At 47.9% G+C, this 26,627-nt stretch carries 20 protein-coding genes and 1 pseudogene; 13 read left to right on the forward strand and 8 right to left on the reverse strand.

The window, feature by feature from the left end; all coding sequences use genetic code 11:
- Nucleotides 1-139: 139 nt before the first annotated feature.
- The 8 genes from CIK89_RS08730 to CIK89_RS08765 all read left to right on the forward strand — a co-directional run bounded on the left by CIK89_RS08730 (nucleotide 140) and on the right by CIK89_RS08765 (nucleotide 9,762).
- A complete protein-coding gene (locus tag CIK89_RS08730) occupies nucleotides 140-1,645 on the forward strand; it encodes a succinate CoA transferase (RefSeq protein ID WP_094390992.1) in 1,506 nt (501 codons plus the stop codon).
- Between the two features lie 162 nt (nucleotides 1,646-1,807).
- Nucleotides 1,808-2,992 (forward strand): SAM-dependent methyltransferase, encoded by a 1,185-nt coding sequence (locus CIK89_RS08735; RefSeq protein ID WP_094390993.1) that lies wholly within the window; start codon nucleotides 1,808-1,810, stop codon nucleotides 2,990-2,992.
- Nucleotides 2,993-3,068: 76 nt separating this feature from the next.
- A complete protein-coding gene (locus CIK89_RS08740; RefSeq protein ID WP_094390994.1) occupies nucleotides 3,069-4,226 on the forward strand; it encodes a GNAT family N-acetyltransferase in 1,158 nt (385 codons plus the stop codon).
- Between the two features lie 9 nt (nucleotides 4,227-4,235).
- Entirely contained in the window at nucleotides 4,236-6,182 is a 1,947-nt protein-coding gene (locus CIK89_RS08745) for a DNA topoisomerase IV subunit B (protein ID WP_094390995.1), read from the forward strand.
- 10 nt (nucleotides 6,183-6,192) lie between these two features.
- Complete coding sequence (locus CIK89_RS08750) at nucleotides 6,193-7,770, forward strand: S41 family peptidase (protein ID WP_094390996.1); 1,578 nt, start codon at nucleotides 6,193-6,195, stop codon at nucleotides 7,768-7,770.
- Nucleotides 7,771-7,791: 21 nt separating this feature from the next.
- Nucleotides 7,792-8,607, forward strand: a complete 816-nt coding sequence (gene prmC, locus CIK89_RS08755) for a peptide chain release factor N(5)-glutamine methyltransferase (protein WP_094390997.1) — start codon at nucleotides 7,792-7,794, stop codon at nucleotides 8,605-8,607.
- Between the two features lie 5 nt (nucleotides 8,608-8,612).
- Nucleotides 8,613-9,086, forward strand: coding sequence for a regulatory protein RecX (locus CIK89_RS08760; RefSeq protein ID WP_371593383.1), 474 nt, complete (start codon nucleotides 8,613-8,615; stop codon nucleotides 9,084-9,086).
- Nucleotides 9,058-9,762, forward strand: a complete 705-nt coding sequence (locus CIK89_RS08765; protein ID WP_094390999.1) for a ComF family protein — start codon at nucleotides 9,058-9,060, stop codon at nucleotides 9,760-9,762. Before CIK89_RS08760 ends, CIK89_RS08765 begins: the two co-directional genes overlap by 29 nt.
- Before the next feature lie 35 nt (nucleotides 9,763-9,797).
- Here the strand turns inward: CIK89_RS08765 and CIK89_RS08770 are convergent, their stop codons facing one another.
- The 3 genes from CIK89_RS08770 to CIK89_RS08780 all read right to left on the reverse strand — a co-directional run bounded on the left by CIK89_RS08770 (nucleotide 9,798) and on the right by CIK89_RS08780 (nucleotide 13,810).
- A complete protein-coding gene (locus CIK89_RS08770; RefSeq protein WP_254046653.1) occupies nucleotides 9,798-10,502 on the reverse strand; it encodes a septal ring lytic transglycosylase RlpA family protein in 705 nt (234 codons plus the stop codon).
- 65 nt (nucleotides 10,503-10,567) lie between these two features.
- Entirely contained in the window at nucleotides 10,568-11,413 is an 846-nt protein-coding gene (locus tag CIK89_RS08775) for a dienelactone hydrolase family protein (RefSeq protein ID WP_254046654.1), read from the reverse strand.
- A gap of 9 nt (nucleotides 11,414-11,422) precedes the next feature.
- Nucleotides 11,423-13,810, reverse strand: a complete 2,388-nt coding sequence (locus CIK89_RS08780) for a glycoside hydrolase family 31 protein (RefSeq protein WP_094391002.1) — start codon at nucleotides 13,808-13,810, stop codon at nucleotides 11,423-11,425.
- A gap of 424 nt (nucleotides 13,811-14,234) precedes the next feature.
- Here CIK89_RS08780 and CIK89_RS08785 point away from each other — a divergent pair, with 424 nt between their 5' ends.
- The 5 genes and pseudogenes from CIK89_RS08785 to CIK89_RS08805 all read left to right on the forward strand — a co-directional run bounded on the left by CIK89_RS08785 (nucleotide 14,235) and on the right by CIK89_RS08805 (nucleotide 20,500).
- Nucleotides 14,235-15,728, forward strand: a complete 1,494-nt coding sequence (locus CIK89_RS08785; protein ID WP_094391003.1) for a GH3 auxin-responsive promoter family protein — start codon at nucleotides 14,235-14,237, stop codon at nucleotides 15,726-15,728.
- Nucleotides 15,725-17,713: an Ig-like domain-containing protein gene (locus tag CIK89_RS08790; RefSeq protein WP_254046655.1), complete on the forward strand. Its 1,989-nt coding sequence runs from the start codon at nucleotides 15,725-15,727 to the stop codon at nucleotides 17,711-17,713. The genes CIK89_RS08785 and CIK89_RS08790 overlap by 4 nt, the downstream gene beginning before the upstream one ends.
- A gap of 9 nt (nucleotides 17,714-17,722) precedes the next feature.
- Nucleotides 17,723-18,565: a DUF3108 domain-containing protein gene (locus CIK89_RS08795; RefSeq protein ID WP_094391004.1), complete on the forward strand. Its 843-nt coding sequence runs from the start codon at nucleotides 17,723-17,725 to the stop codon at nucleotides 18,563-18,565.
- A 25-nt stretch (nucleotides 18,566-18,590) separates the two neighbouring features.
- Nucleotides 18,591-19,358, forward strand: a pseudogene (locus tag CIK89_RS08800) (ABC transporter ATP-binding protein); the annotation flags it as partial.
- A 125-nt stretch (nucleotides 19,359-19,483) separates the two neighbouring features.
- Nucleotides 19,484-20,500, forward strand: a complete 1,017-nt coding sequence (locus tag CIK89_RS08805; protein ID WP_094391006.1) for an aminotransferase class I/II-fold pyridoxal phosphate-dependent enzyme — start codon at nucleotides 19,484-19,486, stop codon at nucleotides 20,498-20,500.
- 104 nt (nucleotides 20,501-20,604) lie between these two features.
- Here CIK89_RS08805 and CIK89_RS08810 read toward each other — a convergent pair whose 3' ends face one another.
- From CIK89_RS08810 to rnr, 5 genes are all read right to left on the reverse strand, one after another.
- Complete coding sequence (locus CIK89_RS08810; RefSeq protein ID WP_144007230.1) at nucleotides 20,605-21,297, reverse strand: hypothetical protein; 693 nt, start codon at nucleotides 21,295-21,297, stop codon at nucleotides 20,605-20,607.
- A gap of 25 nt (nucleotides 21,298-21,322) precedes the next feature.
- A complete protein-coding gene (gene argH / locus CIK89_RS08815; protein WP_094391008.1) occupies nucleotides 21,323-22,663 on the reverse strand; it encodes an argininosuccinate lyase in 1,341 nt (446 codons plus the stop codon).
- A 51-nt stretch (nucleotides 22,664-22,714) separates the two neighbouring features.
- Entirely contained in the window at nucleotides 22,715-23,131 is a 417-nt protein-coding gene (locus CIK89_RS08820) for a polyketide cyclase (protein WP_094391009.1), read from the reverse strand.
- Entirely contained in the window at nucleotides 23,128-23,760 is a 633-nt protein-coding gene (pyrE, locus tag CIK89_RS08825) for an orotate phosphoribosyltransferase (protein ID WP_094391010.1), read from the reverse strand. Before pyrE ends, CIK89_RS08820 begins: the two co-directional genes overlap by 4 nt.
- A 534-nt stretch (nucleotides 23,761-24,294) precedes the next feature.
- Nucleotides 24,295-26,466, reverse strand: coding sequence for a ribonuclease R (gene rnr, locus CIK89_RS08830; RefSeq protein ID WP_094391011.1), 2,172 nt, complete (start codon nucleotides 26,464-26,466; stop codon nucleotides 24,295-24,297).
- Between the last annotated feature and the right edge of the window lie 161 nt (nucleotides 26,467-26,627).

Here is a 26,627-nt window from a genome sequence, read left to right on the forward strand (position 1 = left end):
TATTTTAAGTTTTACTTTTGCAAAATTACTAATAACACACCGAAAAACAAAGTTTTTGACTTCAAAATTTGACTTTTCAACAAATATTTCGTAATTTCGCACCCACTAACGGAATATAAACTACCCAAACATAAAACAAATGGCTTATACACGCATGACCGCTGCAGAAGCTGCAGCGCTGATCAACAACAACGACAACATCGCCATGAGTGGCTTCACGCCTGCTGGTGTTGCCAAAGCTGTCACAAGAGAACTGGCAAAGAAAGCAGAGGCAGAACACGCTGCTGGACGCGAGTTCAAAGTTGGTATCTTCACCGGTGCTTCGACCGGACAGTCCACAGATGGCGTACTGGCCAATGCACAGGCCATTAAATACCGTGCTCCATATACCACCAATCCAGATTTCCGCAAGCGCGTCAACATGGGAGAAATCCCATACAACGACCTGCACCTGAGCCACATGGCACAGGAACTGCGCTATGGTTTCTATGGTGAGATTGACTGGGCTATACTCGAAGTATGCGACATCGAGGAGTGTGGCAACGAGTATCACGTCTATCTGACCGCTGCTGGTGGCATCTCGCCAACGGCTGCACGCCTCGCCAAGCATGTGATTCTCGAACTGAACAGCTTCCACAACCCCAACGCAAAGTTCATCCACGACGTCTATGAACCTCTCGATCCTCCTTACCGCAAGGCTATCCCCATCGAAAAGGTTGGCGATCGCATCGGTGTGCCCTATGTAGTTATACCCAAAGACAAGCTCGTGGGCGTTGTAGAATGTAACATCCCCGACGAGGCAAGAGCGTTCAAAGACTCTGACCCCGTAACAGAAAAAATCGGTTTCCTTACTGCCGAATTCCTCGTTTCTGAGCTCGCCAAGGGACGTATTCCTAAGGAATTCCTCCCCTTGCAGAGTGGCGTAGGATCTACAGCTAACGCTATCCTCGGTGCGCTGGGACAAGACAAGCAGGTGCCCGACTTCAATATCTACACCGAAGTGATACAGAACTCTGTCATTGACATGATGCTCACAGGTCGCGTGAAAGATGCATCTGCATGCTCACTGACCGTGTCAAACGACTGCCTCATGCAGGTTTATGACAACATGGACTACTTCAAAGACCACCTCACACTGCGCCAGAGCGAGATTTCAAACAGTCCTGAGATCATTCGCCGACTGGGTGTTATCGCTATCAACACCGCTATTGAGTGTGACCTCTACGGCAATGCAAACTCTACACATATCAGTGGCGTGAAGATGATGAACGGTATTGGTGGTTCGGGAGACTTCGAGCGCAACGCTTACCTCTCTATCTTCACCTGTCCGTCAACTGCCAAAGGCGGCCTCATCAGTAGCATCGTGCCTTTCGTAAGCCATCAGGACCACTCAGAACACGATGTCAATATCATCGTAACAGAGCAAGGTGTGGCTGACTTGCGCGGTAAATGTCCGGAAGAAAGAGCGAAACTCATTATCGAGCAGTGCGTACATCCAGACTACAAGCAACTGTTGTGGGACTACATGAAGATTGCCAAAGGCGGTCACACACGCCACAATCTGCCCGCTGCATTCGCTATGCACGACTCATTGGCACGCAAGGGCGATATGCGACTGACCGATTTCGCGGAATATGTGAAATAACATCAGCGTGAAAAAATAACACTGGGAGGGGTCCGCACAACGCTGACTCCTCCTCGTTTTTACAGCCCACAGCCACCCCAAAAGAGCCGCAACCACCAGCGAAGAAAGGCCGCAACCGTTACCGAAGCATCTCCTTCAGTCCTCCATCCCCCATTCCCAACAATGAACGACAGTACCCTTACCTTCATCAAGCAACATCGCAACGATGACATCCGCCAGTTGGCGCTGACGAAACCTGCGTCTGACATCGATCTGAAACTGGCTTTGCAACAGATTGCCGGATGGCAGACTGCACGCCGAAAACTGCCCGACTGGGCGGCATGCGACAACATTCTATACCCACCACACCTCAACATGGAACAGGCATCGAGCCAACAAACGGCTCAATACAAAGCAAACGTCGTGGAGAGATGGGGCGGCAAAGACACTTCCTATGTGGATCTTACAGGCGGCATGGGTATCGATTTCTCGTTCATGGCAAGGGCATTCGACAAGCGAACCTACGTGGAACGCAATGAAATGCTCTGTCAACTGGCACACCACAACTTCCCCATACTGCAGTTGGAAGCCGCCGTTGCCAACGATGATGCAGAAGACTTTGTCAACAAGATGGCGCGTGCTACGGTCATATTCATAGACCCGGCAAGGCGCGACGAACATGGCGCACGCACCTACGGACTGGCTGATTGCACACCAGATGTCACGCTCATGATGCCTGTGTTGCGCGAAAAGGCTGAACATATAGTCATGAAACTATCGCCTATGCTCGACTGGCGAAAGGCGGTTGATGACCTGGGAGGCGCCAGCGAGGTACATATCGTCAGCGTGAAAAATGAATGTAAGGAGCTATTGCTTGTCATCGACCATCGCGCTTCGGCAAATCCAACACTCATTTGTATCAACGATGAACAACGGTTCTGCCCTTCCGACACAACAGAAACACCAACCTGCCAACCCACAGCAACTGACAACAGCGCTTTGGACAATACCTATCTCTATGAACCCAATGCCAGTATCATGAAAGGCGGATGCTTCACTGAAGTGGAACGTGCCTTCGCCATGCAACAGGTGGCTGCCAATTCACACCTCTTCCTAAGCAACACAGCGGTGAAATCATTCCCTGGTAGAAGTTTCATCGTCAAGCAACAATGCTCCTTAAACAAGCGCGAACTGAGACAAGCACTTGCTGGTATAGACCGCGCCAATGTGGCAGTGCGCAACTTTCCACTATCGGCAGAAGTACTGCGCAAGAAACTCAAGCTGAAAGACGGTGGAGATACATACATCTTCGGCACCACACTTCCAGATGGCAACCACGTATTGTTCGTATGCCGTAAAATAGGTTAAATGTTTGGCTTTTTGTCAGTTTTTCACTACCTTTGCATCAATTCTGGACGTTATTTATAGATAAAAAGAAGAAGAGATGTCATCAATAGAAATAAAGAGAGTAGATAGCCAGAAACTTCTGGAAGACTTCATACAATTCCATTATGACCTGTATAGAGGCAATAAATATGATGCGCCCAACCTATACAGCGACGAGAAACATACGCACAACAAGAAGGAAAACGCGGCTTTCGAATTTTGCGAAGCTGAATATTTCCTCGCCTTTAAAGACGGAAAGATTGTTGGACGCGTGGCTGCCATCATCAATAACCGAGCCAACGAACGCTGGCAGAGAAAAAGCGTGAGGTTCGGATGGATCGACTTCATTGACGATATCGAGGTTTCGAAAGCATTACTTGAGGCCGTTGAACAATGGGGGCGCACCAAAGGTATGACCGAAATGGTAGGACCACTCGGCTATACGGACATGGATCCAGAGGGTATGCTCATTGAAGGATTCGACCAATTGGGTACGATGGCGACTATTTACAACTATCCCTACTATCCAAAACACATGGAACAGATGGGCGGTTGGGAGAAAGACAACGACTACGTGGAGTTCAAACTTATTGTGCCAAAAAAGGGAACGATGCCCGACAAATACGCTAAAATCGCACAAATGGTGATGAAGCGATACAACCTTCACGTAAGAAAGATAAAACGTAGCGAGGTTTTTGGCAAAGAACAGGTGGGAAGAAAAGTGTTCGACGTGGTCAACCAAACATTCGGAAACCTCTACGGATACTCGCAAATGACCGAAGCACAGATTGACGAATACCTCAAAATGTATTTCCCTGTACTCGACCTCAATCTCGTCACTCTCATAGAAGACTGGAATACGCCAGACCACAAACTGATTGGAGTGGGCATATCTATACCGTCGCTGACTAAAGCACTGCAGAAATGCCACAACGGAAGAATGTTCCCATTCGGCTGGTGGCACTTACTCAAGGCTCTGAAATTCCACAAAACAAAGATTGTAGATCTTATGCTGGTGGGCATTCTGCCTGAATATCAAAACAAAGGCGCTAACGCTTTGCTATTCTACGACCTCATCCCATGGTATCAGATATATGGCTTTGAATGGGGAGAGACTAATGTCGAGATGGAAACCAACGATAAAGTGCAGAGCCAATGGCAGTATCTTGAACACGTACAACATAAGCGGCGCCGCTGTTATAAAAAGAATATCTAACCTGACAATATGAGCGAAGACATCAACACCAACGAGCAAACCATCAGATATGAAGATGACAATATCCGACATCTGTCGGATATGGAACACGTGCGAACAAGACCGGGCATGTATATCGGACGCCTGGGCGACGGTTCGCTGGCTGAAGACGGCATCTATGTATTGCTGAAAGAGGTCATAGACAACTCTATCGACGAGTTTAAAATGAATGCCGGAGACCGCATAGAAATCAACATCGACGACCAACTGCGGGTGTCGGTGCGCGACTATGGACGTGGCATTCCACAAGGAAAACTTATCGAAGCGGTCAGTATGCTGAATACGGGCGGTAAATATGACTCTAAGGCTTTCAAAAAATCTGTAGGACTCAATGGTGTCGGTATCAAAGCAGTCAATGCGTTAAGCAGTAGGTTTGAAGTGGCATCATATAGAGATGGACAGGTAAGAAGAGCGGTTTTTGAGCGCGGACAACTGCAAAGTGACGTGACAGAAAAGACCGACGACGAGAATGGAACATACATCTTCTTCGAGCCAGACAATACCTTGTTTGTCAACTACCAGTTCCACAACGACTTTGTGGAAAACATGCTCCGCAACTATACCTATCTCAATACTGGTCTCGCCATCATGTACAACGGCAGAAGAATACTCAGCCGACATGGTTTGGAGGACTTGTTGAAGGACCGAATGACCAACGATCCCCTATATCCCATCATACACCTCAAGGGAGAAGATATAGAAATTGCATTCACACATGCCAACCAGTATGGTGAAGAATATTATTCGTTTGTCAACGGACAACATACAACTCAGGGCGGTACACATCAAAGTGCATTCAAAGAGCATATCGCCAAGACAATTAAGGAATTTTTCGGGAAATACGAATATGGGGATATTCGAACCGGACTCGTTGCTGCTATTGCCATCAACGTAGAGGAACCGATGTTCGAAAGCCAGACCAAAATCAAGTTGGGATCACTCACTATGTCTCCTAACGATGGAGTCTCTATTAATAAATATGTGGGCGACTTCGTCAAACAGGAGGTGGACAACTACCTGCACATCCATACCGACGTGGCTGAAGTGATAGAGCAGAAGGTGAAAGAGAGCGAACGCGAGCGCAAAGCAATGGCGGGTGTGACCAAGATTGCACGTGAACGGGCAAAGAAAGCTAACTTGCACAACCGCAAACTGCGCGATTGTCGCATCCATTTCAGCGATGCTAAAAACGACAGAAAAGAGGAGAGTTGCATCTTTATCACTGAGGGCGACTCGGCAAGCGGAAGTATCACAAAGAGCAGAGATGTGAATACACAGGCGGTTTTCTCACTGCGCGGTAAACCTCTGAACTCGTTTGGACTGACCAAAAAGGTGGTCTATGAAAACGAAGAGTTCAACCTTTTGCAGGCTGCACTCGATATCGAAGAGAGCCTTGACACGTTGCGCTACAATAAAGTGATAGTGGCTACCGATGCGGATGTCGATGGAATGCACATCCGACTGCTGATTATTACATTCTTCTTGCAGTTCTTTCCAGAACTTGTCAAAAAGGGACACGTATATGTACTACAGACTCCTTTGTTCAGAGTGCGCAACCGTAGAACCAAAATAAAAAACAAAAAGGTGGTGGCAGAAGCTGACGCTAAGACGGAAGGAAAGAAGACTGACTTCATCACACGCTATTGCTATAGCGAAGAGGAACGCATCAATGCCATACAACAATTAGGACCGGACCCGGAAATCACACGATTCAAAGGTCTCGGAGAAATAAGCCCAGAAGAGTTTGCTGGCTTTATCGGACCTGATATCAGACTCGAACAGGTGACGCTGCATAAGAACGACCAGGTGCAAAAGCTATTGGAATACTACATGGGCAAGAACACTATGGAGCGACAGAACTTTATCATCGACAACCTCGTGATAGAGGAAGACCGACCAGAAGACGTTTACGAATAACAAAGAAAACATGATTTCAAAAAGAAATATACTATACCTCATGCTATTGTTGCCGTTGGCTGCCATAGCACAGTTGCGCATCAATATGCGAGGAGAAGCCTTGCGCAAACTGCAAATAGCAGAGATGGCTATCAACAACCTGTATGTGGACACCGTAGATGAACAGCGATTGGTGGAAGACGGCATACGAGGTATGCTCGAAAAACTCGATCCGCACAGCAGTTACCTTACCGCAAAAGAGGTGGAAGCAAGCAACGAACCACTGCAAGGCAACTTCGAGGGCATCGGTGTGCAGTTTAATATGTCGGAAGATACACTACTCGTGATACAACCCGTGGTAGGCGGTCCGTCTGAAAAGAAAGGCATCATGGCGGGCGACAGAATAGTCACCGTCAATGATACTGCGATTGCTGGCGTAAAAATGTCGCGCGAAGAAATCATGCGCAGACTGCGCGGACGAAAGGGAACATTAGTGCGCTTGGGCGTTGTACGCCGCGGTATCAAGGGCATGCTGCATTTCGATATCATCCGCGACAAGATTCCTGTGAAGACTATCGATGCCTCATATATGATCAGACCAACGATAGGATATATCCGAATCGGTAGCTTCGGGGCACAAACCCACGAAGAATTTCGCGAACGCCTCAAAGCTTTAAAGGCACAAGGCATGACCTCGCTCATACTTGACCTGCAAGGAAACGGTGGCGGATATATGCACGCTGCAGTGGAAATTGCCAACGAGATGCTTCACGCTGGCGACCTTATTGTATATATGGAAGGGCGACAAGCCTCACGCAAAGATTATAAAGCACGCGGAAAAGGACTCTTTGAGGAAGGTCAGCTCGCTGTGTTGATTGACAGTTACTCGGCTTCAGCCGCTGAAATCGTGACGGGTGCCATACAAGACCAAGATCGCGGCATCGTGGTTGGACGTCGATCATACGGTAAAGGTCTGGTACAACGACCTGTTGACCTGCCCGATGGATCAATGATTCGACTGACTATAGCCCACTATTTCACACCATCTGGACGCTGTATCCAAAAACCATACGTGAAAGGAAAAGCAGAAGATTACGCCATGGATGTATATAACAGACTGACCAGTGGCGAACTGCAACATGCAGACAGCATACATTTTGCCGACTCACTGAAATGCTATACACTGCGCCAACACCGTACGGTTTATGGCGGAGGAGGTATCATGCCCGACCATTATGTGCCACTCGATACTACAATCTATACTCCCTTCTACAGAGAGATTGCTGCCAAATCATATATCATCAATGCCAATCTGCGCTATGTGGATACACATCGCAAGCAGTTGCAAAAGCAGTATCCTGTGTTTGAGACTTTCAAAAACACCTATGAAGTGCCGCAAGATGTGATTGACCAAATGTTGGCAGAGGCTGCAAAAGACGGTGTCAAACCAAAAGACGATGCCGAATTGCAAAAGTCACTCCCATCCCTTCGTCTCCAAATGAAGGCACTTGTGGCACGCGACCTATGGAATATGGATGAGTATTTCTCTATCATGAATGAGCAAAACGACATCGTGATGAAGGCTATCCAGCTGTTGCAACACCCCTAACCCACTTCTATTGCAGTAGGAATGACGTACAATACGCTTTGTAAACAACTGGCATTGACCTACGACGAGGGTGAGGCAAAAGCCATTGCACGCTTGGTTTATGAAGTGCGCTATGGTTTATCACTCACCGATATCTGTCTCGGACGCGACGCAGACATCGATGACAGCGACCTCAAACAAGTGGCAGAACGATTGAAAAACCATGAGCCCGTGCAGTATGTATTAGGCAAGACGCAGTTTTGCGGACATACTTTCCATACCGACCGACGGGCTTTAATACCCAGACCTGAGACCGGAGAACTCTGTCAATGGATGCTTTCCACACCATTCAGCAGTTTGCTCGATATCGGAACAGGCAGTGGTTGCATTGCCATCACTATGGCATTGGCACAGCCAAAAGCACAGATTACAGCATGGGATATATCCCCCGATGCCCTTTCGCTGGCTTCAGAAAATGCACAAAACCTGAACGCACATGTTGATTTCATATTGCGCGATGCACTACAAAATCATGAAGATGATAATCAGCGCTATGACATTATCGTGAGCAATCCGCCATATATCTGTCAAAACGAGGCTGAAGCGATGGAGAAAAACGTACTCGATTACGAACCACACACAGCACTTTTCGTGCCAGATAGCGATCCGCTGCGATTCTACTGCGCCATTGCACGCTATGCCTTAACGGCACTTCTACCGCAAGGTAACCTTTATTTCGAAATCAATCCACTCTATGCCGATGATCTCTGCACAATGCTTCACAATGCTGGATTCAGCGAAGTGACGCCCCGTAGCGATGCTTTTGGCAAAATACGCTTTATCCGTTGCCGCCGATGAACACGATGACAGAACAAGAAGCCTACCTCCGCTTGGCTGCATTATGTGCTCAAGCTGAACACTGCGAATATGAGATGCAGGAGAAAATGCGCCGTTGGGAAATTGCTGACGATGCTCAGGCGAGAGTGATGCAACGGCTGATAACCGAGCGATATGTAGATGATGAACGCTTTGCACGTGCTTTTGCCAACGACAAAGTGAAATACAATAAATGGGGACGACGCAAGGTCGAACAGGCCATGTGGCTGAAACACATTGCCGAAGACATACGCCAACGAGTGCTCGACAGTATCGACGACGAGGAATACATTGCCATTCTGCGCCCATTGCTACAACAGAAAAGACGCTCAGTAAAGGCGCATAACGACTATGAATTGCGGCAGAAGCTCATCAAATTTGCCATCGGCAGAGGATTCACCATGGATATTATCAAACAGTGTATCAGTATCGATGACGAAGAAGAATACGATATGGAATAGGCTTCTCGACACCATTCTACCCCGCCATTGCAGTATCTGCGACAGTCGGTTGGGCTTCGACGAGAAAGCCATTTGTGGCAGTTGTGCCACAAGACTGCCGCGTACCCACTACGAACTGACGGCAGACTATAATCCTATGACCGTCTTGTTTCAAGGTATCGTACCTATAGAAAAGGCCGTGGCATTCGTCCATTTCAATCCTCACAATGCTTCAGCGCGCCTCATTTATGCTATAAAATACTACCGGCATCCTGACTATGCGATGGCTATGGGGGAAATCATGGCAAAAGAACTATTATCCTCAGGGTTCTTTAACGATATAGATGCCATCGTTCCGGTACCACTTTCGCGCCGCCGGCTACATCAACGAGGCTACAACCAAAGCGAATACTTGGCACGTGGAGTCAGTAAAATCACCTCTATTCCAGTAATTACCAAAGCGCTCCGTCGCAAGCATTTCCTACAAAGTCAAACGATGTTGGGGCACACTGAACGCCAGAAAAATGTGGAAAACATGTTTGTATTGCGTGATGCCTCAGCACTTTCTGACCGACATATCCTATTGATAGACGACATCTGCACTACAGGTGCCACAGCCATGGCCTGTATTCAAGAGATGCAAGTAGCAAAAAATATACGCTTCAGCATACTGACGCTTGGGTTGACAGACCATTAAACAGCCATTCCAAAAAGATGATGAAGACCATGAAATCATCTCTTTTTCTGCTTCTCGACAGGTTGCACTTTGTGAACAGCCGACTTACTTGTATGTGCAGCAGACCTTCCGGAAGCCTTCCCCGTACCTTTACTATGAGATGTAGCAGACTTACCTGAAACCTTCTCCGTGGCTTTATTTGGATGCATTGCAGACTTTCCTGTGGATTTTCCTGCCGTTTTTTTCGCAGGAACAGCAACAGTTTTTTCATCTTCATCTTGCCATTGCGGAACGATTTTATCATCGCTTTCGGTCATTTCCAAATCGAGTTCAGGCACATCAAAACCGTCATCTGGCTTGAATGGTATCTCTACTTTTCGCTTATAAACCGATACCTCAACCATGGCAACACCCTGCGCTACGATGCCCAACTCACGGGCAGCGCGATAGGAAAGATCGATGACACGACCACGGGAAAAAGGTCCTCGGTCGATAACGCGTACTACAACTTCCTTGCCATTGGCAGGATTTCTCACTTTTAGGAGTGTGCCGAAGGGGTGTGTGCGATGCGCACAGACCAGACTGTCACTATGGATACGTTCTCCACTTGCCGTTCTTGAACCATTAGCGCGCTTCGAATAAAAGGTTGCTTTACCTTTCTGTTGAGCAGCCGAAGGAATCCCGATGGCAGCCAAAACAGCCATAAGGATAGAATACAGATACGATTCCAGAGTTCTTAGTTGCTTTGATAGACTTTTCATTGTTATAGTGATTGACCACCAACAGCGTCTCTTTGGTCAGAAAACAGATGTGTCGGTGGTACGAATTATTTGTCGTTATCAAGTTCAAGTTCGAGTTCATCAGTTCGCCGCTTTATATCGCGGTAAGCCTGTGACAGGTCGGTTTTGGTAATATCGATATTTGTGTTAATCGGTCGCCGTGGGTCGCTTAATGCGTGTTGAAACAACCAATCATACGTTTTGTCGGTATAGAAGAAGCGTGCCAAAGCACCATGTGATGCTCCAGGCATCCAGTCATAACGCAAACGCTCGGTAGCTCCGAGTATTTTCATCCCTTCAACCACCTTCTGTGATTCGCGCACCGATACGGCGCGGTCTGCAGTTCCATGCACTATCCATAATGGTAATTCACCCAATCCACGATAGTCTTTCAGCGTAGAACCGCCACATAGTGCTATTGCGGCAGCTATTTTGTCAGGATAAGTACCTGCGAAATCCAGTGTACCATAGCCTCCGAGACTCATACCTATTACATATACGCGTGTATCGTCAAATGAATAGTTCTTCTTCATCCACTCCAGAATATTGTTAAGGCGGCGTGGATTCCATGCCCCGCCTGGGTTTTGTGGGGTAACTATAAGTGCGGGAATCTGTCTTCCCATCTTAACGGCATCAACAGGGCCATATTGCAAACAGCGTTTCATATCGCGTCCACAGCGGCTTGCACCATGAAGGAAGATTATCAATGGAGTTTGTTCCTGCGAGAAATAATAGTCATCTGGCGTATATACCCAAAAGTCGTAGCCGTCTTTCACAACCCCTTTCTTTGCCGACAATAAGTCATACTGCGCCCATGTTGCTGTGTGTAACATCAGCAACAAGAGCGTCAGTATGGTTGTATGCAGCGTTTTTTTCGTTATATATACGCTCACTTTCTGATTTTATCGTTTAATTTTTACCGTTGTTTTCTTACCATTATAGGCCACTTTATAAATGGTATTATCGGGCATCTTCACCTCAAAGACACGCTTTTGGAGCATTCCTTTGAATTTTCCGCGACGCTGTCCGATAGTCAGCAAATGCTGTTTTTCGTTCCATGTCATAGGAATTTCGGCATATTGTCCACGTTGATAGTTGAAGTTGTCGCCCTCATCTTCATAGAGTGTAAACGATGTATCGCGTCCCGGATAAACCAAGAGTGTAAGCACATCCCATGGTCTTTCGTCGCTATACTGTCGGTCATCACCCATCGGCACAATACTTCCAGCCTTGACATAGAGTGGTGAGTGTGCTATTGGTGCATCCGCTTTGATGGTCTGTCCGCCTTTATATAACTGTCCTGTCCAATAGTCATACCAGTCAGCACCTTGTGGCAGATAGACGTCAAAAAGCTTTTTCTGACTCCAATCCACCGTTGGCCATCCGTTTGCATACTCATTGTTATCGTGTCTATCCCAGCCCGATTGCTCGTCGGTCTTTACTATTTTCTCCTCAGTAAATAGTGGATCAACCACCGGGCACACTAAGAAGCTGTGACCAAACATATATTGTCGTCCATTGTTCCACACATTTTTATCGTTGCGGAAGTCCATCACCAAGGGACGCATAAATGAATCATCGTTGGCACTTACTTGCCAGCTTTGACTATAGATATATGGCAATAGGCGATAACGCATCTTTACGGCATCAAGCAATGCATCATATACAGGTTCGCCAGGCTTGCCGTAGTAATAGAGTTCTCGATATACCTCAGTACCGTGACTACGCATCATTGGTGTGAAAAGTCCGAACTGCATCCATCGCACGTATAGTTCTTGGAACTGTGGATTAGTTGTTCCAGTATTGTCGAGATAGGTGCGGTTGTATGCATTGGCAAAGAATCCGCCTATGTCGGTATTCACATTGGGGTTGGCGCAAAGTGTGTGATTCAGACAAAGTGGCACTTGTGCGCGTAAAGACTGCCACGAACTGCCCACGTCTCCACTCCACGTATGTGCTCCATAGCGCTGTTGTCCGGCGAAGAAGGAACGTGTAAGAATGAAAGGGCGATGTATTGAATCCACCTTACGCTGGTTTTGATCCACTCCTCCAACCGCCATCAAGGCAAATGCATTTCGTACAGATCGCCAGCTACCCATGCTGCATTTTTCGTCAAGGTCACTATCCTTAAACTGGCAATGGTCGGGATCTGTAGAGTCCATCCACCATGCATCGATCCCCATCTGATGGAGTTTTGATAGATATTTCCAATAGATATCGCGTGCCACAGGCGAGTAGCAGTCATAAACACGTACACCAGACGGATAGTCCTGACGTGGTGGCCACTGGGTAAGTCCCGACTCTGGCCATGTTTTGAAATGGAAGAGCAATCCCTTTTCATCGAGTTCCCGATATGGTTTTGTATGTGGTCCGAACGATGCCCATACCGAAATGGTGAGATGTGCATGACGTTGGTGCACCTCATCTATCATGGCTTGTGGATTACTGAACGCATCATTGAGAAACTCCATAGCATTCCAGTTGTAGTTACCACCCCAGTATTGCCAGTCTTGTATTATTCCGTCGAATGGTATTCCCATTTTGCGATAGCGTCTTACCACGTCGAGCAGTTCGTTTGCCGACTTGTATCTCTCACGACTTTGATGGAATCCATAGGTCCAACGTGGCACCATAGGCACTTTTCCGCTTAGCCAACGCATCTGTCGGATGACGCCATCCGCATCGTTACCATACATGAAATAGTAGTCAACAGCCTTTCCTACCTGACTCTCCAGTTGCAGTGTATCATCGTCGTTGATTGTTGTTGGCGAGTAATTGTCCCAATAGATGCCATATCCTTTAATACTCTGGAAGAAATGAGTAAAGTCTTCCAGATTAGTTTGTATCATCAGTCTGTGTTCTCCTCTTAGATTCATTTTTCCGCTCTGCATCATTCCCAAGCCATAGATGGGCTCATCTTTTTCCAGTGCAAAAGCTTGTTTTACGCGATACGATCCCTTGTCTATACCCTCTGTAATAGGCGTAAAGGCAAATTCGCCTTCAGTCATAAGCGTTGTACCGTCGGCTTTTGCAAAGCTTACCTGTTGCGATTTATCATCCACGGTAACGGTCAATGCATTCGTCCGATAGACTGTTTTGCCATCCGCCTGCTTGACATTGACCGCCACTTTTTGCGGTGTAGCCGTTATAACAAGGCTTTTCTTTTCTGCAAACTGCCCATCTGTAGTCTTCTCCACACGTACCACAGTAGGTGAGAAGAAGGTGATTTTCTGTGCTTCCATGCTTTCGAAACAAAGCAATGCAAGAGTGATAGAGATAATTTTCTTCATTGTTATTAGTTGTTTTATTTGAAGTTGATAAGCGCCCTCATTAGGGCTTTTCAGTTAGTATATTGGTTACAAAGGTAGTATATTTCTTTGATTTCTGATAAAAAAGCATGGTTTTTCCATTCAAAAATAAGAATTTGTAACTATATTAAATACAATGAAACACACGAAGTTAAATTTTATAAGCACCAAATGCCAATTGCTCATGATTCTGTCAAACGCTGCGTATGTGGCTTGTAGAAGTCACATAGAAGTCTTGCAGATATAAGAAAAACGAGTTTTTCTTTTGTACTTCGCTCACTTAATCGTACCTTTGTGACTACGTCGCGAAGGTAGGCTGCACCTCGGAAATACAAAAGAAAATGGTCTTTTCTTTTGTATTTCGCTCGGTTTGCACTACCTTTGCACCTTGTATAATAATACAGATATGAGTTTAACAAATATTGTACGCCACATCTTCGTGCATCGCATGCATGAACTGGAACGCCATCAGAAGGAGGGCGAAGCCCTTCAGTGCGAGGTGTTGCACCGCCTGCTTGCTCAAGCATCCAACACCGAAATAGGACGCAAATATGCATTTTCAGCCACGAAAGACTATGATACTTTCGTGCGAAACTGCCCCGTCAACACCTACGAAGAACTGAAAGAACAGATAGATCGCATGCGCCACGGAGAGACAAATATCCTCTGGAACGGACGTGTGAAATGGTATGCCAAATCGAGTGGCACTACGAACGACAAGTCGAAGTTCATTCCTGTCAGCAGCGACGGTCTGAAAAATATCCACTACAAAGGTGGCTTCGACTCTGTAGCCCTCTATCTCCGCAACAATCCTCAATCTCGATTGTTTGACGGCCGCGCATTGATTTTAGGTGGCAGCCATGCTCCCAACTATAATCTGCCAGATTCTTTGGTAGGCGACCTCAGCGCCATTCTCATCGAAAACATCAATCCTTTGGCAAATTTGGTGCGCATTCCGAAGAAGAAGACCGCATTGCTTGAAGACTTTGAAGTGAAGCGCGACCGCATTGCCCACGAAGCACTCCACAAGAATGTGACCAACATATCAGGCGTTCCCTCATGGATGTTATCGGTATTAAACCGTGTCATGGAGATTTCTGGCAAGACCCATTTGGAAGAAGTATGGCCCAATCTTGAAGTATTCTTCCATGGCGGAGTGGCTTTCACCCCCTACCGCAAGCAGTATGAACAACTTATCACGTCACCCAAAATGCATTATATGGAAACGTATAATGCGAGCGAAGGATTCTTCGGCCTGCAGGATGACCCATCCGACAAAGCGATGTTGCTCATGCTCGACTATGATGTTTTCTACGAGTTCCAAGAGATGGGCACCGACAACATCGTTCCGTTATGGGGCGTTGAAAAGGACAAAAACTATGCCATGATAATCACTACATCATGCGGATTATGGCGATACATGATCGGTGATACCATCCGATTCACCTCCACCAACCCATATAAGTTTGTTATCTCAGGTCGTACCAAGAGCTTTATCAACGCTTTTGGCGAGGAACTCATCGTAGATAATGCCGAACAGGGTCTGGCTTATGCCTGTCAACAAACAGGTGCCGAGGTGCTGGAATACACCGCAGCCCCCGTTTTCATGGATGCCAATGCCAAATGTCGCCACCAGTGGTTGATTGAATTCAGCACCCCTCCAGCCGATTTGCAGCAGTTCTCCGACCTGCTTGACCGTCGCCTACAAGAGCTCAACAGCGACTATGAAGCCAAACGCTATAAGAATATCACCCTGCAACATCTGGAGATTATCCCTGCCAGAAAGGGACTTTTCAACGATTGGCTTAAGCAACGCGGCAAATTAGGCGGTCAGCACAAAGTGCCACGCCTAAGCAATTCGCGTGAACATATCGAACAGCTTCTCAAACTGCAATCATGAACAGACCCACAAACAGACACTTCCAGTTGATACTCATAGCAGCCCTATCCCTGCTGATGGTGGCATGCGCACGTATGGGACAACCCGATGGCGGATGGTTTGACGATGATCCACCCCGCATCATCGGCTCCAATCCAGCCGATCAGGCTGTCGGTGTGAACTCCAAAAGAATAACCATACAGTTTGATGAGTATATCAAGCTGGAGGATGCCACACAGAATGTTATCGTCTCTCCACCACAATTGGAGATGCCCGAGATTAAGGCAACGGGTAAAAAGATTGTTGTTGACTTGAAAGACTCACTAAAGGCCAACACCACCTACACCATCGACTTCAGCGATGCCATCAGCGACAACAACGAAAACAATCCGTTGGGCAACTACACCTTCACCTTCTCTACCGGTGAACGCATCGACACTTTCGAGGTGGCAGGAACGGTGCTCGACGCCTCAAACCTCGAACCTATCAAAGGCATACAAGTTGGGCTCTATGCCGATCTGGCAGACTCAGCGTTCCGCACCAAGCCCCTTTTGCGCGTTGCCCGTACCGATGGCAGAGGGCGTTTCGTCATCAAAGGTGTTGCACCTGGCGAGTATCGCGTCTATGCGCTACAAGATGCCGATGGCAATTATATGTTCAATCAGAAGAGCGAGATGGTGGCTTTCTCCCATACCACCTATAAACCGTCAGCCGGACCAGATATCCGACAGGACACCATCTGGCGTGATTCCTTGCGTATCGATAATATATTGCGAGTGCCATACACCCACTTCTATCCCGACGACATCATCCTTCTGGCCTTCCAAGAAGTTCAAACCGACCGCTATCTGCTGAAACAACCAGAGCGAAAAGATGCCGACCGCTTCACTTTATATTTCAGTTATGGCAACCCACAATTGCCAGAAATACGCGGCTTCAACTTCGATGAGAAAGACGCCTTCGTTCTTGAGGCCAGCGAAAAGAAGGACACACTGACCTATTGGTTGCGCGATACGGCACTGGTCAACCAAGATACGCTATCCATGCAACTCTCCTATCTCATGACCGACTCTACCGGAGTACTCGTCACACAGATTGATACGGTAGATGTGATAGCCAAAACCAGCTACGCCAAACGGCAGAAAGACCTGAAAAAACAGGTTGAGAGTTGGGAAAAGGAGCAAGCTAAACTCAAAAAGCAAGGCGAGCCCTACGACAGTATCATGCCGCGCGAGCCACTTAAAGTGCAGTATAACGTGCCCGGCACCATGGCACCAGACAGTCGTCCCACCATCAATATGCCCGCTCCACTGGCTCGATGCGACACCGCCTCTATCCACCTATATACTAAGGTTGATACCCTTTGGTATCGTGTGCCCGTTGATGTGCAGCGTCGCGACTCATTGCTCCGCACGTATGATGTGCTTGCCGAATGGACAGCCGGTAGCGAATACAGCTTAGAAGTAGATTCCGCCGCCTTCGAAGACATCTACGGCAACGTATCGAAACCCTTCAAACAAGGCATTAAGATCAGCACCCTCGATGAGTTCTCGACCATCGTCTTGCAACTCGCAGGCGTCACCGACACCACCTATGTGGTAGAGTTGCTCGACCAAAGCGAGAAGACCATCAAGCAAGTGCGTACCGAAGCCAATGGCGATGCCGTATTCTTCTATGTCAAACCCGGTGGCTATTACGCACGTGCCTTCCGCGATCGCAACGGCAATGGCGTATGGGATACAGGCAACTACGATGCCAACTTACAACCAGAGGAAGTATATTATTTCCCCGGACGCATAGACTGTAAGGAGAAATGGGACATCACCCGCCCTTGGAATCTTACCGCCACACCGCTCAACATGCAGAAGCCCGGCGAGATAACCAAGCAGAAACCGGATAAAGAGAAACAGAAGTTACTCAATAGAAATGCCGAGCGCGCACGTCGTTTGGGTATTTCCTACTACAAGAACGGCGTGTTGCAAACCGCTAACAACAACTCTAAATGACGATAAAAGATGAAACACCTGAATACCAACGGCAGACGCCTATTGCTCATGCTGATGCTCTGTCTGCCACTTTTCTCACACACCGTCACCACCTCGCAAGCGCAATGTGGCATCCACAACACCGCCTTCAAATCGGGCGAGTATCTCTCCTACGACCTCTATTTCAATTGGAAATTCGTATGGGTGAAGGTCGGCACGGCATCTATGTCCACCGTACAATCGACCCACAAAGGTGTGCCTGCCTTCCGGTCGAGCCTCATCACGCGTGGTAACGACAAGCTCGACAATATGTTTATCATGCGCGATACCCTGCTATGCTACACCACTACCGATATTACCCCACTTTATTACCGCAAAGGAGCACGCGAGGGCAAGCGCTATTACGTAGATGAGTTATGGTATAGCTACCCTAAGGGAAACAGCCACTTGAAGATGCATCGCATCGATGCCGACGGTAAACACCACTGGAAACAAGCAGAGTATAAGGACTGCATCTACGACATGATGAGCATTTTCCTTCGTGCACGCAACTTCGACACATCCAAGTTGCGCAAGGGCGAGAATATCCCCATGCCCATCAGCGATGCCAGACACCTAAGCAACTCATGGTTGAAATACGGCGGAAAGACTACGCTGAAGATGAAAAACAGCAATGCGAAGTTCCGTTGTCTGATATTCTCATTTATCGAACGTGAGGACGGCAAGAACCACGAACTCATACGTTTCTTCGTCACCGACGATAAGAATCACCTGCCCGTACGCTTGGATATGTTCCTTTCGTTCGGATCTGCCAAAGCCTATCTCACAGGCATGAAGGGTCTGCGCAACGAACTCACTTCAAAAGAGAAATAATTCCCAGCATACAAAAGTCAACCTCATGGAAACCGTAGAACTCAGACATCTCACCATCGGGTATATCGTCAAAGGACAGCAACGCATCGTGGTCAGCGATATCAACGCAACCATCAATGCCAGCGAACTGACTTGTTTGTTGGGGCAGAACGGTATCGGCAAATCCACACTGCTGCGCACTTTGTCGGCATTCCAACCCGCCCTTTCCGGCGAAATCTATCTCGACGGCACTCCGCTGACAGCCCTTTCGTCGCGCCAACTCAGCAAGAAAGTGGGTGTAGTACTGACTGAAAAGCCCGATGTGCGCAATATGTCTGTAGAAGAAATGGTAGGCATGGGGCGTTCGCCCTATACCGGTTTCTGGGGTTCACTCGATGCTGACGACCACCAAATGATAGACGAAGCCATCCGTTTGGTAGGCATCGACCGGCTTAGACGCCGTCCAGTTCACACGTTGAGCGACGGTGAACGCCAGAAATGTATGATAGCCAAAGCCCTTGCGCAGCAAACACCCACCATCTATCTCGATGAGCCAACAGCCTTTCTCGACTTTCCCAGCAAGGTTGAGATGATGCAATTGCTGCGACGACTGGCACACGAACAACAGAAAACGATATTTCTTTCCACCCATGATGTAGAACTCGCCATGCAGTTGGCAGACCGCATTTGGCTGATGGAACCCGACCGTTTGAGCATCGACACCCCTCACCAGCTCGCCGCCGACGGTTCGCTGAGTCGCTTCATCGAGCGCCCTGGCATACATTTCGATACTAACGATATGACCATACGGGTGGCACGTCAGACATGAACGAGCCGCCCTATATATATAAATAAGGTGTAGCCCTACACCTTGACAGGCATTACTTCACTTATTACCAAACATCCAACGATTCCTAAACTCTCCAGAAGAATAAGACAATGATAGAAGGACACGGTGACGATCTCTACCGCTACAACAGTCAGGTGCGCATCAATTTCAGTTCCAACATCTGCCAACAGACAGACCATACAGCCCTGAAAGCCCATCTTGCCAACCATCTTGACCTTGTAAACCACTATCCGGAACCTCAGCCTCGGAAGCTCGAAGAACAGTTGGCCGAGTATCACGACATCCCTGCCGAATGCGTGATGGTGACCAGCGGTGTGACCGAAGCCATCTATCTCATAGCCCAGATGACGCGTGGCGGCATGTCTGTCATCCCCCAACCCACTTTCAGCGAGTATGCCGATGCTTGTCGCCTCAACGAACATATCATCAGCTATGAGTATGAAAACGACCAGAAGTTGCTGCCTACGCGCCGCATCTACTGGCTCTGCAATCCTAATAATCCAACAGGAGGAGTGATGACCGAAGGCATCATCGACCATCTTATCGCCACCAATCCCATCCACCTTTTCGTGGTCGATCAGTCGTATGAAGGTTATACCGCCGCAAAATTAGTAGATGTGAAACAAGTGATGCGCTATCCCAACCTCATTCTGCTCCATTCGCTGAGCAAGCGTTATGCGGTGCCGGGCATGCGTGTAGGCTATGTGACAGCACATCCTGAGATATTGCGACACCTCCGCCAGTACCAGCGCCCATGGTCGGTAGGAGCCTTGGCTATCGAGGGTGCACGCTTTCTGATCGCTCAAGACAAGCCCGCCATCAGCGACCTTGAGGGACTGTTGAAAGAGACCGCACGCCTTCGCGATGCTTTGCGTGCCCTCCCTGGCATCAGCGTTTACGACACCGACAGCACTTTTATGCTCTGTATGATAGAGCAAGCCAGCAGCCTTCAACTGAAGAATTGGCTGATAGACCATGAGGGCATTCTGATTCGCAACTGTTCAAACTTTGCCAATCTATCGCCCCACCACTTCCGCATAGCCACCCAGAGTCCTGAAGAAAACGATGTCCTCATCAGTGCTTTGCATCGCTTTCTGAACGAATAGAGTCATTGCGGCTGACCAGTCGCTATGTCTTGTCAGCACATGAGAATACTGGATAGAGGTCTATGCGACTTCCATCCATTGCCTATCGGATAAACCTTGGTAGATTATTGTCGTGAGAAAACAGAAACAACCCCCGTTGGCCCGGTACAATTGACCAGTGCGTATTGTTCCAGTTTATGGTCGTCTTTACCGCCATTGACCACTATGCCCCGATTGTTGAGCATATATTGTCGCTTGCAAGTGGGACAGGTCGCCATGCCTTTATGATCCATTTGGATGATATACTTGCTACTTCCCAGCGAATTGCCGTTTCTCACACAGTTTGGACACTGTGCATCATAAGCAATAAATCCGCCGTTTGGCGTCGTATTAAAAGTTTGATAGCCCACAATGATGCCGTTGCTGAGTCCGAGCTGATAGTGGCTCTCGCTCTCTGCCGCCGTTTCGCGCTGTGTGGATGAAAGTCCGTCAGAATTGGTAAACACGAGGTGTTTCGCTCCTTGTCTTACGCTTTCGGTGATATGACAAAATATGCCACGCGACATGCTGTTGGTGGCTGTGGCGAGTGTTTGGTCGAGATGGAGTCCGTTATCATAGACAAAGCGACAGGGCCATGCACTGAATTCAGGGTCTGTGGAGCATGCCGTTGCCATCAGCAGTACTGCCACACCTGCCGTAAGGCGCCTTGTCCAAAGAGAAAGGTGCCCTGTCCAAGCAGAAAGTCGCCTTCCCGTTGGTGTTGACACAACGGTAGGGCGACTATCCATATTATAATGTTTGCTATAGCCTTCAGCCATATTGTTCTGTTGTTTGCCTTATGGTTTAAGCGTTTTCCAACAGCGATTTTTCTGCATCGGTGACACGGTTGAAACCGAAACCTCCAAGCACTTGCTGCATCAGATCGGCTATCTTGTCGTTGCAGAGATTGCCTATCGAACCCTCATGCGTATGGTGTATGTCCTTGTTGGGTGTGAAAGTTCCAGCCTCGATATCGAGCCCAACCTTCTTATACGCATCGCGGAAGGGCATTCCGGCAGCAGCCAAACGGTTGACTTCCTCTACGGAGAACATCGGGTCGTACATGGGATTGTCGAGAATATCCTCGCGCACTTCAATCTTATTGATGATGTATGCCGCCATCTGCAAACAGTCTTTCAGTTCGTCGAAAGCAGGCAAGAACACCTCTTTGATAATCTGCAGATCGCGGAAATAACCCACGGGGAGATTGTTCATGATGAGTGTCACCTGTTGTGGCAAAGCCTGAATCTTGTTGCATTTCGCACGGATGAGTTCGAAGACATCGGGATTTTTCTTGTGGGGCATGATGCTACTTCCGGTGGTACACTCTTTTGGAAGTTTCACAAACGAGAAGTTTTGCGAGTTGAAGAGACACGCATCAAATGCCATTTTAGCAAGTGTTCCTGCTATAGTAGCCATGGCAAATGCCACGTTGCGCTCCATTTTTCCTCGTCCCATCTGCGCATAAACCACGTTATAGTCCATAGAATCGAATCCCAAGAGGTCTGTGGTCATCTGTCTGTTGAGTGGGAACGACGATCCATATCCTGCTGCTGATCCCAACGGGTTACGGTTGGTCATCTTGTATGCTGCTTGCAGAAAGAGCATATCGTCTGCCAACGACTCGGCGTAGGCGCCAAACCATAGTCCGAAGGATGATGGCATTGCCACCTGCAGATGGGTGTAGCCCGGCATGAGCACGCTTTTATACTGTTCGCTCTTAGCGAGCAATTCGTCGAAAAGCACTTTCACCCCGTCTGCCAGTTCCATGAGTTGATGGCGTGTAAAGAGTTTCAAATCCACCAATACTTGGTCGTTGCGTGATCGGCCTGAGTGTATTTTCTTACCCATGTCGCCCAGTTTTCGTGTCAACATGAGTTCCACTTGTGAGTGTACATCCTCCACTCCGTCTTCTATGCGAAATTCGCCGCGCTGGCAAATGGCATATATTTGTTTGAGTTCAGCCAACAGTTGTTTCAGTTCGTCGGCTTCCAAGAGGCCAATACTCTCAAGCATAGTGATATGTGCCATAGATCCCATCACATCGTAGGGTGCGAGGTAGAGATCCATCTCACGGTCGCGTCCCACGGTGAAGCGCTCTATTTCTGCATTCACCTCAAAGTTCTTCTCCCAAAGTTTATTCATCTGTCGTGTATAATATATAATCGGTGTAAGGGTTGATTGGCAGAGGTGTGCCTACAAGGTGTAGGGCACCTGTGCCAAAGCAGTGGCAACTTTCTCTACTCCATCCTGCAGTGGACCGCTCACCATGCCTTTGAGCATGAATGGGATGTCGGCCTTTACGGTGACACGCATCTTGCTTTCGTGGTCGTTGACGGGCAGCACCTGTATCCAAAGGTTGAAGGGTACTGGCGATTTCTCTGCTTCAAACTTCACACACTTATTGTCTTCACGCTCTATGATGCGCAGTTTCAGAAGTCCTACCGGTGGCACATTGACCTGCACACTATCTTTGTCAAACTGAAAATCCTTCAGTTTGTCTTCGGGCACTCGGTCTTTAATACGCTCCAAGTTGGTGAGGTCGCTGATGTTGCGATAAACGTTTTCCACCGGATATGGAATCTGGTGTACGCTGCTTTCAAACTTTGTCATGCCTTCCAAGCAGCTGGGTCCTTACGCCACTCGTTCAACACTTCGATGTCTTCTGGCTTGATATATCCGGTGTCGGCAGCCTGTTCAAGCACGGCAGCATAGTTGCTCAGCGTAATCAGACGCACGCCAGCCTCCTTGAAAGCCTGTTCGGCAACGGGGAAACCATAGGTGAACGATGCCACCATACCAATGACTTCGCATCCATACTGGCGCAGTGCTTCAACGGCTTTAAGACTGCTTCCTCCGGTAGAGATCAGGTCTTCTACCACGATAACCTTAGCACCTTTTTCGATGTGTCCCTCTACTTGGTTGCCCATACCGTGGTCTTTTGGTTTCGGACGAACGTAGGCATAGGGCAGTCCGAGCTGGTCTGCCACGAGAGCTCCTTGTGCTATAGCACCTGTGGCAACACCAGCCACAGCCTCTGCCTCAGGGAAATTCTCCTGAATGGCGTGGCACAGTTCGAGTTTTACAAACGAGCGCACGTCGGGATACGACAGTGTTTTGCGGTTGTCGGTATAGATTGGTGACTTCCAACCAGATGCCCATGTAAAGGGTTCGTTGGGTTGCAATTTGATGGCTTTGATATCCATCAGCTTCTTTGCGAACAGTTTTTTGATTGCGTCCATATCTTTGTTTATTTGTTTTTCGTTTTGCAAAGGTACGATTAAGTGAGTAGAATACAAAAAGAAAACACATTTTTCTTTTTGTATTCCACATATTATTTCCGCTTCAAAGCCATATCATTTTCCCCTTGCCGACAACATTCTTTTACCCCATCTATATATTCCTTACGTTCAAAACGTTACGCGTACAGCTCAGCAATTTCAATGAATTTACTCAGCAATTTCAATGAATTTGCAGACCAATTTCAATGAATTTACTCAGCAAATCAAATTGAATTGCTCGGCAAATCAATTTGTTTTCCTCGGCAAATCAATTTGTTTTCCTCGGCAAATCAATTTGTTTTCCTCGGCAAATCAATTTGTTTTGCTGAGAAAAGTATCTTTCATATAGGTGTAAACCATTATATTTCATACTATTACACACCATCGGAAACACCTTGGCAAATAGCATATAAAATCGGGAAGCAACCTGCCGTTGACGGCTATGCCTCCCGATAGTATATGGAATATGTATTTTCCAGGGGTTGTTCCGATGGATTATTCGTCGTTGTCAGCCAGTGTGAAGTCGAGCTGTCGCTTCTCTATATTGGCTCTTGCCACCTTGATGCGTACTGCATCGCCCAGTTGGTATTTGTGGTGATGACGTCTGCCAACGAGACAATAGTTCTTCTCGTCGAAGTCGTAGTAGTCGTCGTCAAGGTCGCGCATAGGTACCATTCCCTCGCAGTGGTTCTCGTCTATCTCGCAATAGATACCATATGACTGGATGCCACTGATATGCGCATCGAAGCACTGGCCCAACTTGTCTGCCATAAACTCTACCATCTTATACTTGATAGAATCGCGCTCAGCCTGCTGTGCCACCTGCTCCATGTCGGAACAGTGCTCGCAGAGTTCCTCGTATTTATCTTGGCTGGCACTGCGGCCTCCGTCCTGATAGCGTGTCAACAGACGGTGTACCATCGTGTCGGGATAGCGTCTGATGGGCGAAGTGAAGTGGGTGTAGTATTCAAAAGCCAGTCCGTAGTGACCTATATTATGGGTGGAATACTTTGCCTTCATCATTGATCGGAGAGCAACAATCTCTATCAGGTTCTGCTCTCGCTTACCCTGACACTCGTCCATGAGCGTGTTCAGACTGCGCGAGATCGCTCCTTTGGTGCCGGCAGTCTTCATCTTATAACCAAACTTCACTACAAATTCGCGCAATGCCTCCAGCTTGGTGGGGTCGGGCTGGTCGTGGATACGGTAGGGCAGTGTCTTGGCTTTGACACCTTTCTTCACCTTACCCACACTTTCTGCCACCCACTTGTTGGCTATGAGCATAAATTCTTCAATGAGTTGGGTAGCCTGGTTCGACTTCTTGAAATAAGCTCTGATGGGCTTACCCTTCTCGTCTATATCGAAATGCAACTCTTCGCGGTCGAAGCGCACGGCACCGCCTTTGAATCTGCGCTCACGCAGTATCTGCGACAAGCGAGCGAGGGTGCAGAGCATTTCTGCATTTTCAATGGTCTTGCGCAATGAGGGTTTAGCCTCACACTGCTGCAAAATGTCGAGCACTTCTTCATAGGCATAGCGTCTGTTGCTCTTGATGACGGTGTGTGCAATATGGAATTTCTTGATGTTTGCATTGTCGTCCATCTCGAAAATAGCCGAATAGGCGAGCTTCTCCTCATCGGGGCGAAGGGAGCAGATAAAGTTGCACAGCCGTTCGGGAAGCATCGGGATGGTGCGGTCAACGAGATAGATACTCGTGGCACGCTTCATGGCTTCCTTGTCAATGATAGATCCTTCGGTCACATAATGAGACACATCGGCAATGTGGACACCCACTTCCCAAAGTCCATTCTTCGTTTTGCGAATGGAGAGTGCATCGTCGAAATCTTTCGCATCCTTCGGGTCTATAGTGCAAGTGAACACATCGCGGAAGTCTTCACGACGCTTAATCTCATCGGGCGTGATAGTGGGATCTATCTTTTCGGCAGCATCTTCCACGGCTTTCGGATATTTGTAAGGCAGTCCGTATTGTGCCAATATGGCGTGCATCTCCACATTGTTGTCGCCTTCTTTACCAAGCACATCAATGACTTCGCCCACCATGTTCTTCGATTCCTTCGATGGCCATTGGGTGATTTTCACCACTGCCTTATCGCCATCCTTACCACCTTTGAGTTTTTTCTTCGGCACAAAGATGTCGTGAACAAAGATGTTTCCCTCGGTAACAAGGAAGGCATAGTCTTTTTCCACACGCAGACGACCCACTGCCTGATCGCGCTTATGCGACAAGATTTCTACCACCATTGCCTCCTTGATATGTTTTTCGCGACGTGCCATATAGGCCACTTTCACACGGTCGCCGTTGAGTGCATACATAGAGTTGCGCTCACTGACAAACACGGGCGTGCCGCCATCGTCGGGAAGGAACGAGTTTTTACCATTGGCCTTGCGCACAAAGGTGCCTTCCTGCACTTGTGTTTTGAGGTTGAGCCGGTAACTGTTTTCCGAAACCTTCGAGAGATAGTCGTCCCATGCCATTTCCTCCATCGTGTCGATGGCGAGCATTTTAGCGGGATGGGTTACCAATCGGAGTGCACGGAATATCTGTTTGAACGAGAATGTCTCGTTGGGATTTTCTTGGAAGAATGTCTGAAGCCGCTCCACGAGTTGCTTCTTCGTTACGCGTTTTCCACCTTTTTTCTTATTCATAATCGTAGTTTTTGGATTGTATTCTGCTACAAAGATATGAAAAAAGTCAATTTCTTGTACGCTTCGACGGTTAATTTTCATTAAATTGTCATAGACTGGCTGCCATATCTGACCATCATAACAGGACTAACCGCCACTCACAACAGCCCGACACCCCCTCT

It is taken from the genome of Prevotella sp. P4-119, from assembly GCF_002251345.1.
Classification (GTDB): domain Bacteria; phylum Bacteroidota; class Bacteroidia; order Bacteroidales; family Bacteroidaceae; genus Prevotella.

Coding starts and splice junctions, on each gene's coding strand:
- CIK89_RS08730 (WP_094390992.1), top strand. CDS start 140: ATGGCTTATACACGCATGACCGCTGCAGAAGCTGCAGCGCTGATCAAC.
- CIK89_RS08735 (WP_094390993.1), top strand. CDS start 1,808: ATGAACGACAGTACCCTTACCTTCATCAAGCAACATCGCAACGATGAC.
- CIK89_RS08740 (WP_094390994.1), top strand. CDS start 3,069: ATGTCATCAATAGAAATAAAGAGAGTAGATAGCCAGAAACTTCTGGAA.
- CIK89_RS08745 (WP_094390995.1), top strand. CDS start 4,236: ATGAGCGAAGACATCAACACCAACGAGCAAACCATCAGATATGAAGAT.
- CIK89_RS08750 (WP_094390996.1), top strand. CDS start 6,193: ATGATTTCAAAAAGAAATATACTATACCTCATGCTATTGTTGCCGTTG.
- prmC (WP_094390997.1), top strand. CDS start 7,792: ATGACGTACAATACGCTTTGTAAACAACTGGCATTGACCTACGACGAG.
- CIK89_RS08760 (WP_371593383.1), top strand. CDS start 8,613: ATGACAGAACAAGAAGCCTACCTCCGCTTGGCTGCATTATGTGCTCAA.
- CIK89_RS08765 (WP_094390999.1), top strand. CDS start 9,058: ATGACGAAGAAGAATACGATATGGAATAGGCTTCTCGACACCATTCTA.
- CIK89_RS08770 (WP_254046653.1), bottom strand. CDS start 10,502: ATGAAAAGTCTATCAAAGCAACTAAGAACTCTGGAATCGTATCTGTAT.
- CIK89_RS08780 (WP_094391002.1), bottom strand. CDS start 13,810: ATGAAGAAAATTATCTCTATCACTCTTGCATTGCTTTGTTTCGAAAGC.
- CIK89_RS08785 (WP_094391003.1), top strand. CDS start 14,235: ATGAGTTTAACAAATATTGTACGCCACATCTTCGTGCATCGCATGCAT.
- CIK89_RS08790 (WP_254046655.1), top strand. CDS start 15,725: ATGAACAGACCCACAAACAGACACTTCCAGTTGATACTCATAGCAGCC.
- CIK89_RS08795 (WP_094391004.1), top strand. CDS start 17,723: ATGAAACACCTGAATACCAACGGCAGACGCCTATTGCTCATGCTGATG.
- CIK89_RS08805 (WP_094391006.1), top strand. CDS start 19,484: ATGATAGAAGGACACGGTGACGATCTCTACCGCTACAACAGTCAGGTG.
- CIK89_RS08810 (WP_144007230.1), bottom strand. CDS start 21,297: ATGGCTGAAGGCTATAGCAAACATTATAATATGGATAGTCGCCCTACC.
- argH (WP_094391008.1), bottom strand. CDS start 22,663: ATGAATAAACTTTGGGAGAAGAACTTTGAGGTGAATGCAGAAATAGAG.
- CIK89_RS08820 (WP_094391009.1), bottom strand. CDS start 23,131: ATGACAAAGTTTGAAAGCAGCGTACACCAGATTCCATATCCGGTGGAA.
- pyrE (WP_094391010.1), bottom strand. CDS start 23,760: ATGGACGCAATCAAAAAACTGTTCGCAAAGAAGCTGATGGATATCAAA.
- rnr (WP_094391011.1), bottom strand. CDS start 26,466: ATGAATAAGAAAAAAGGTGGAAAACGCGTAACGAAGAAGCAACTCGTG.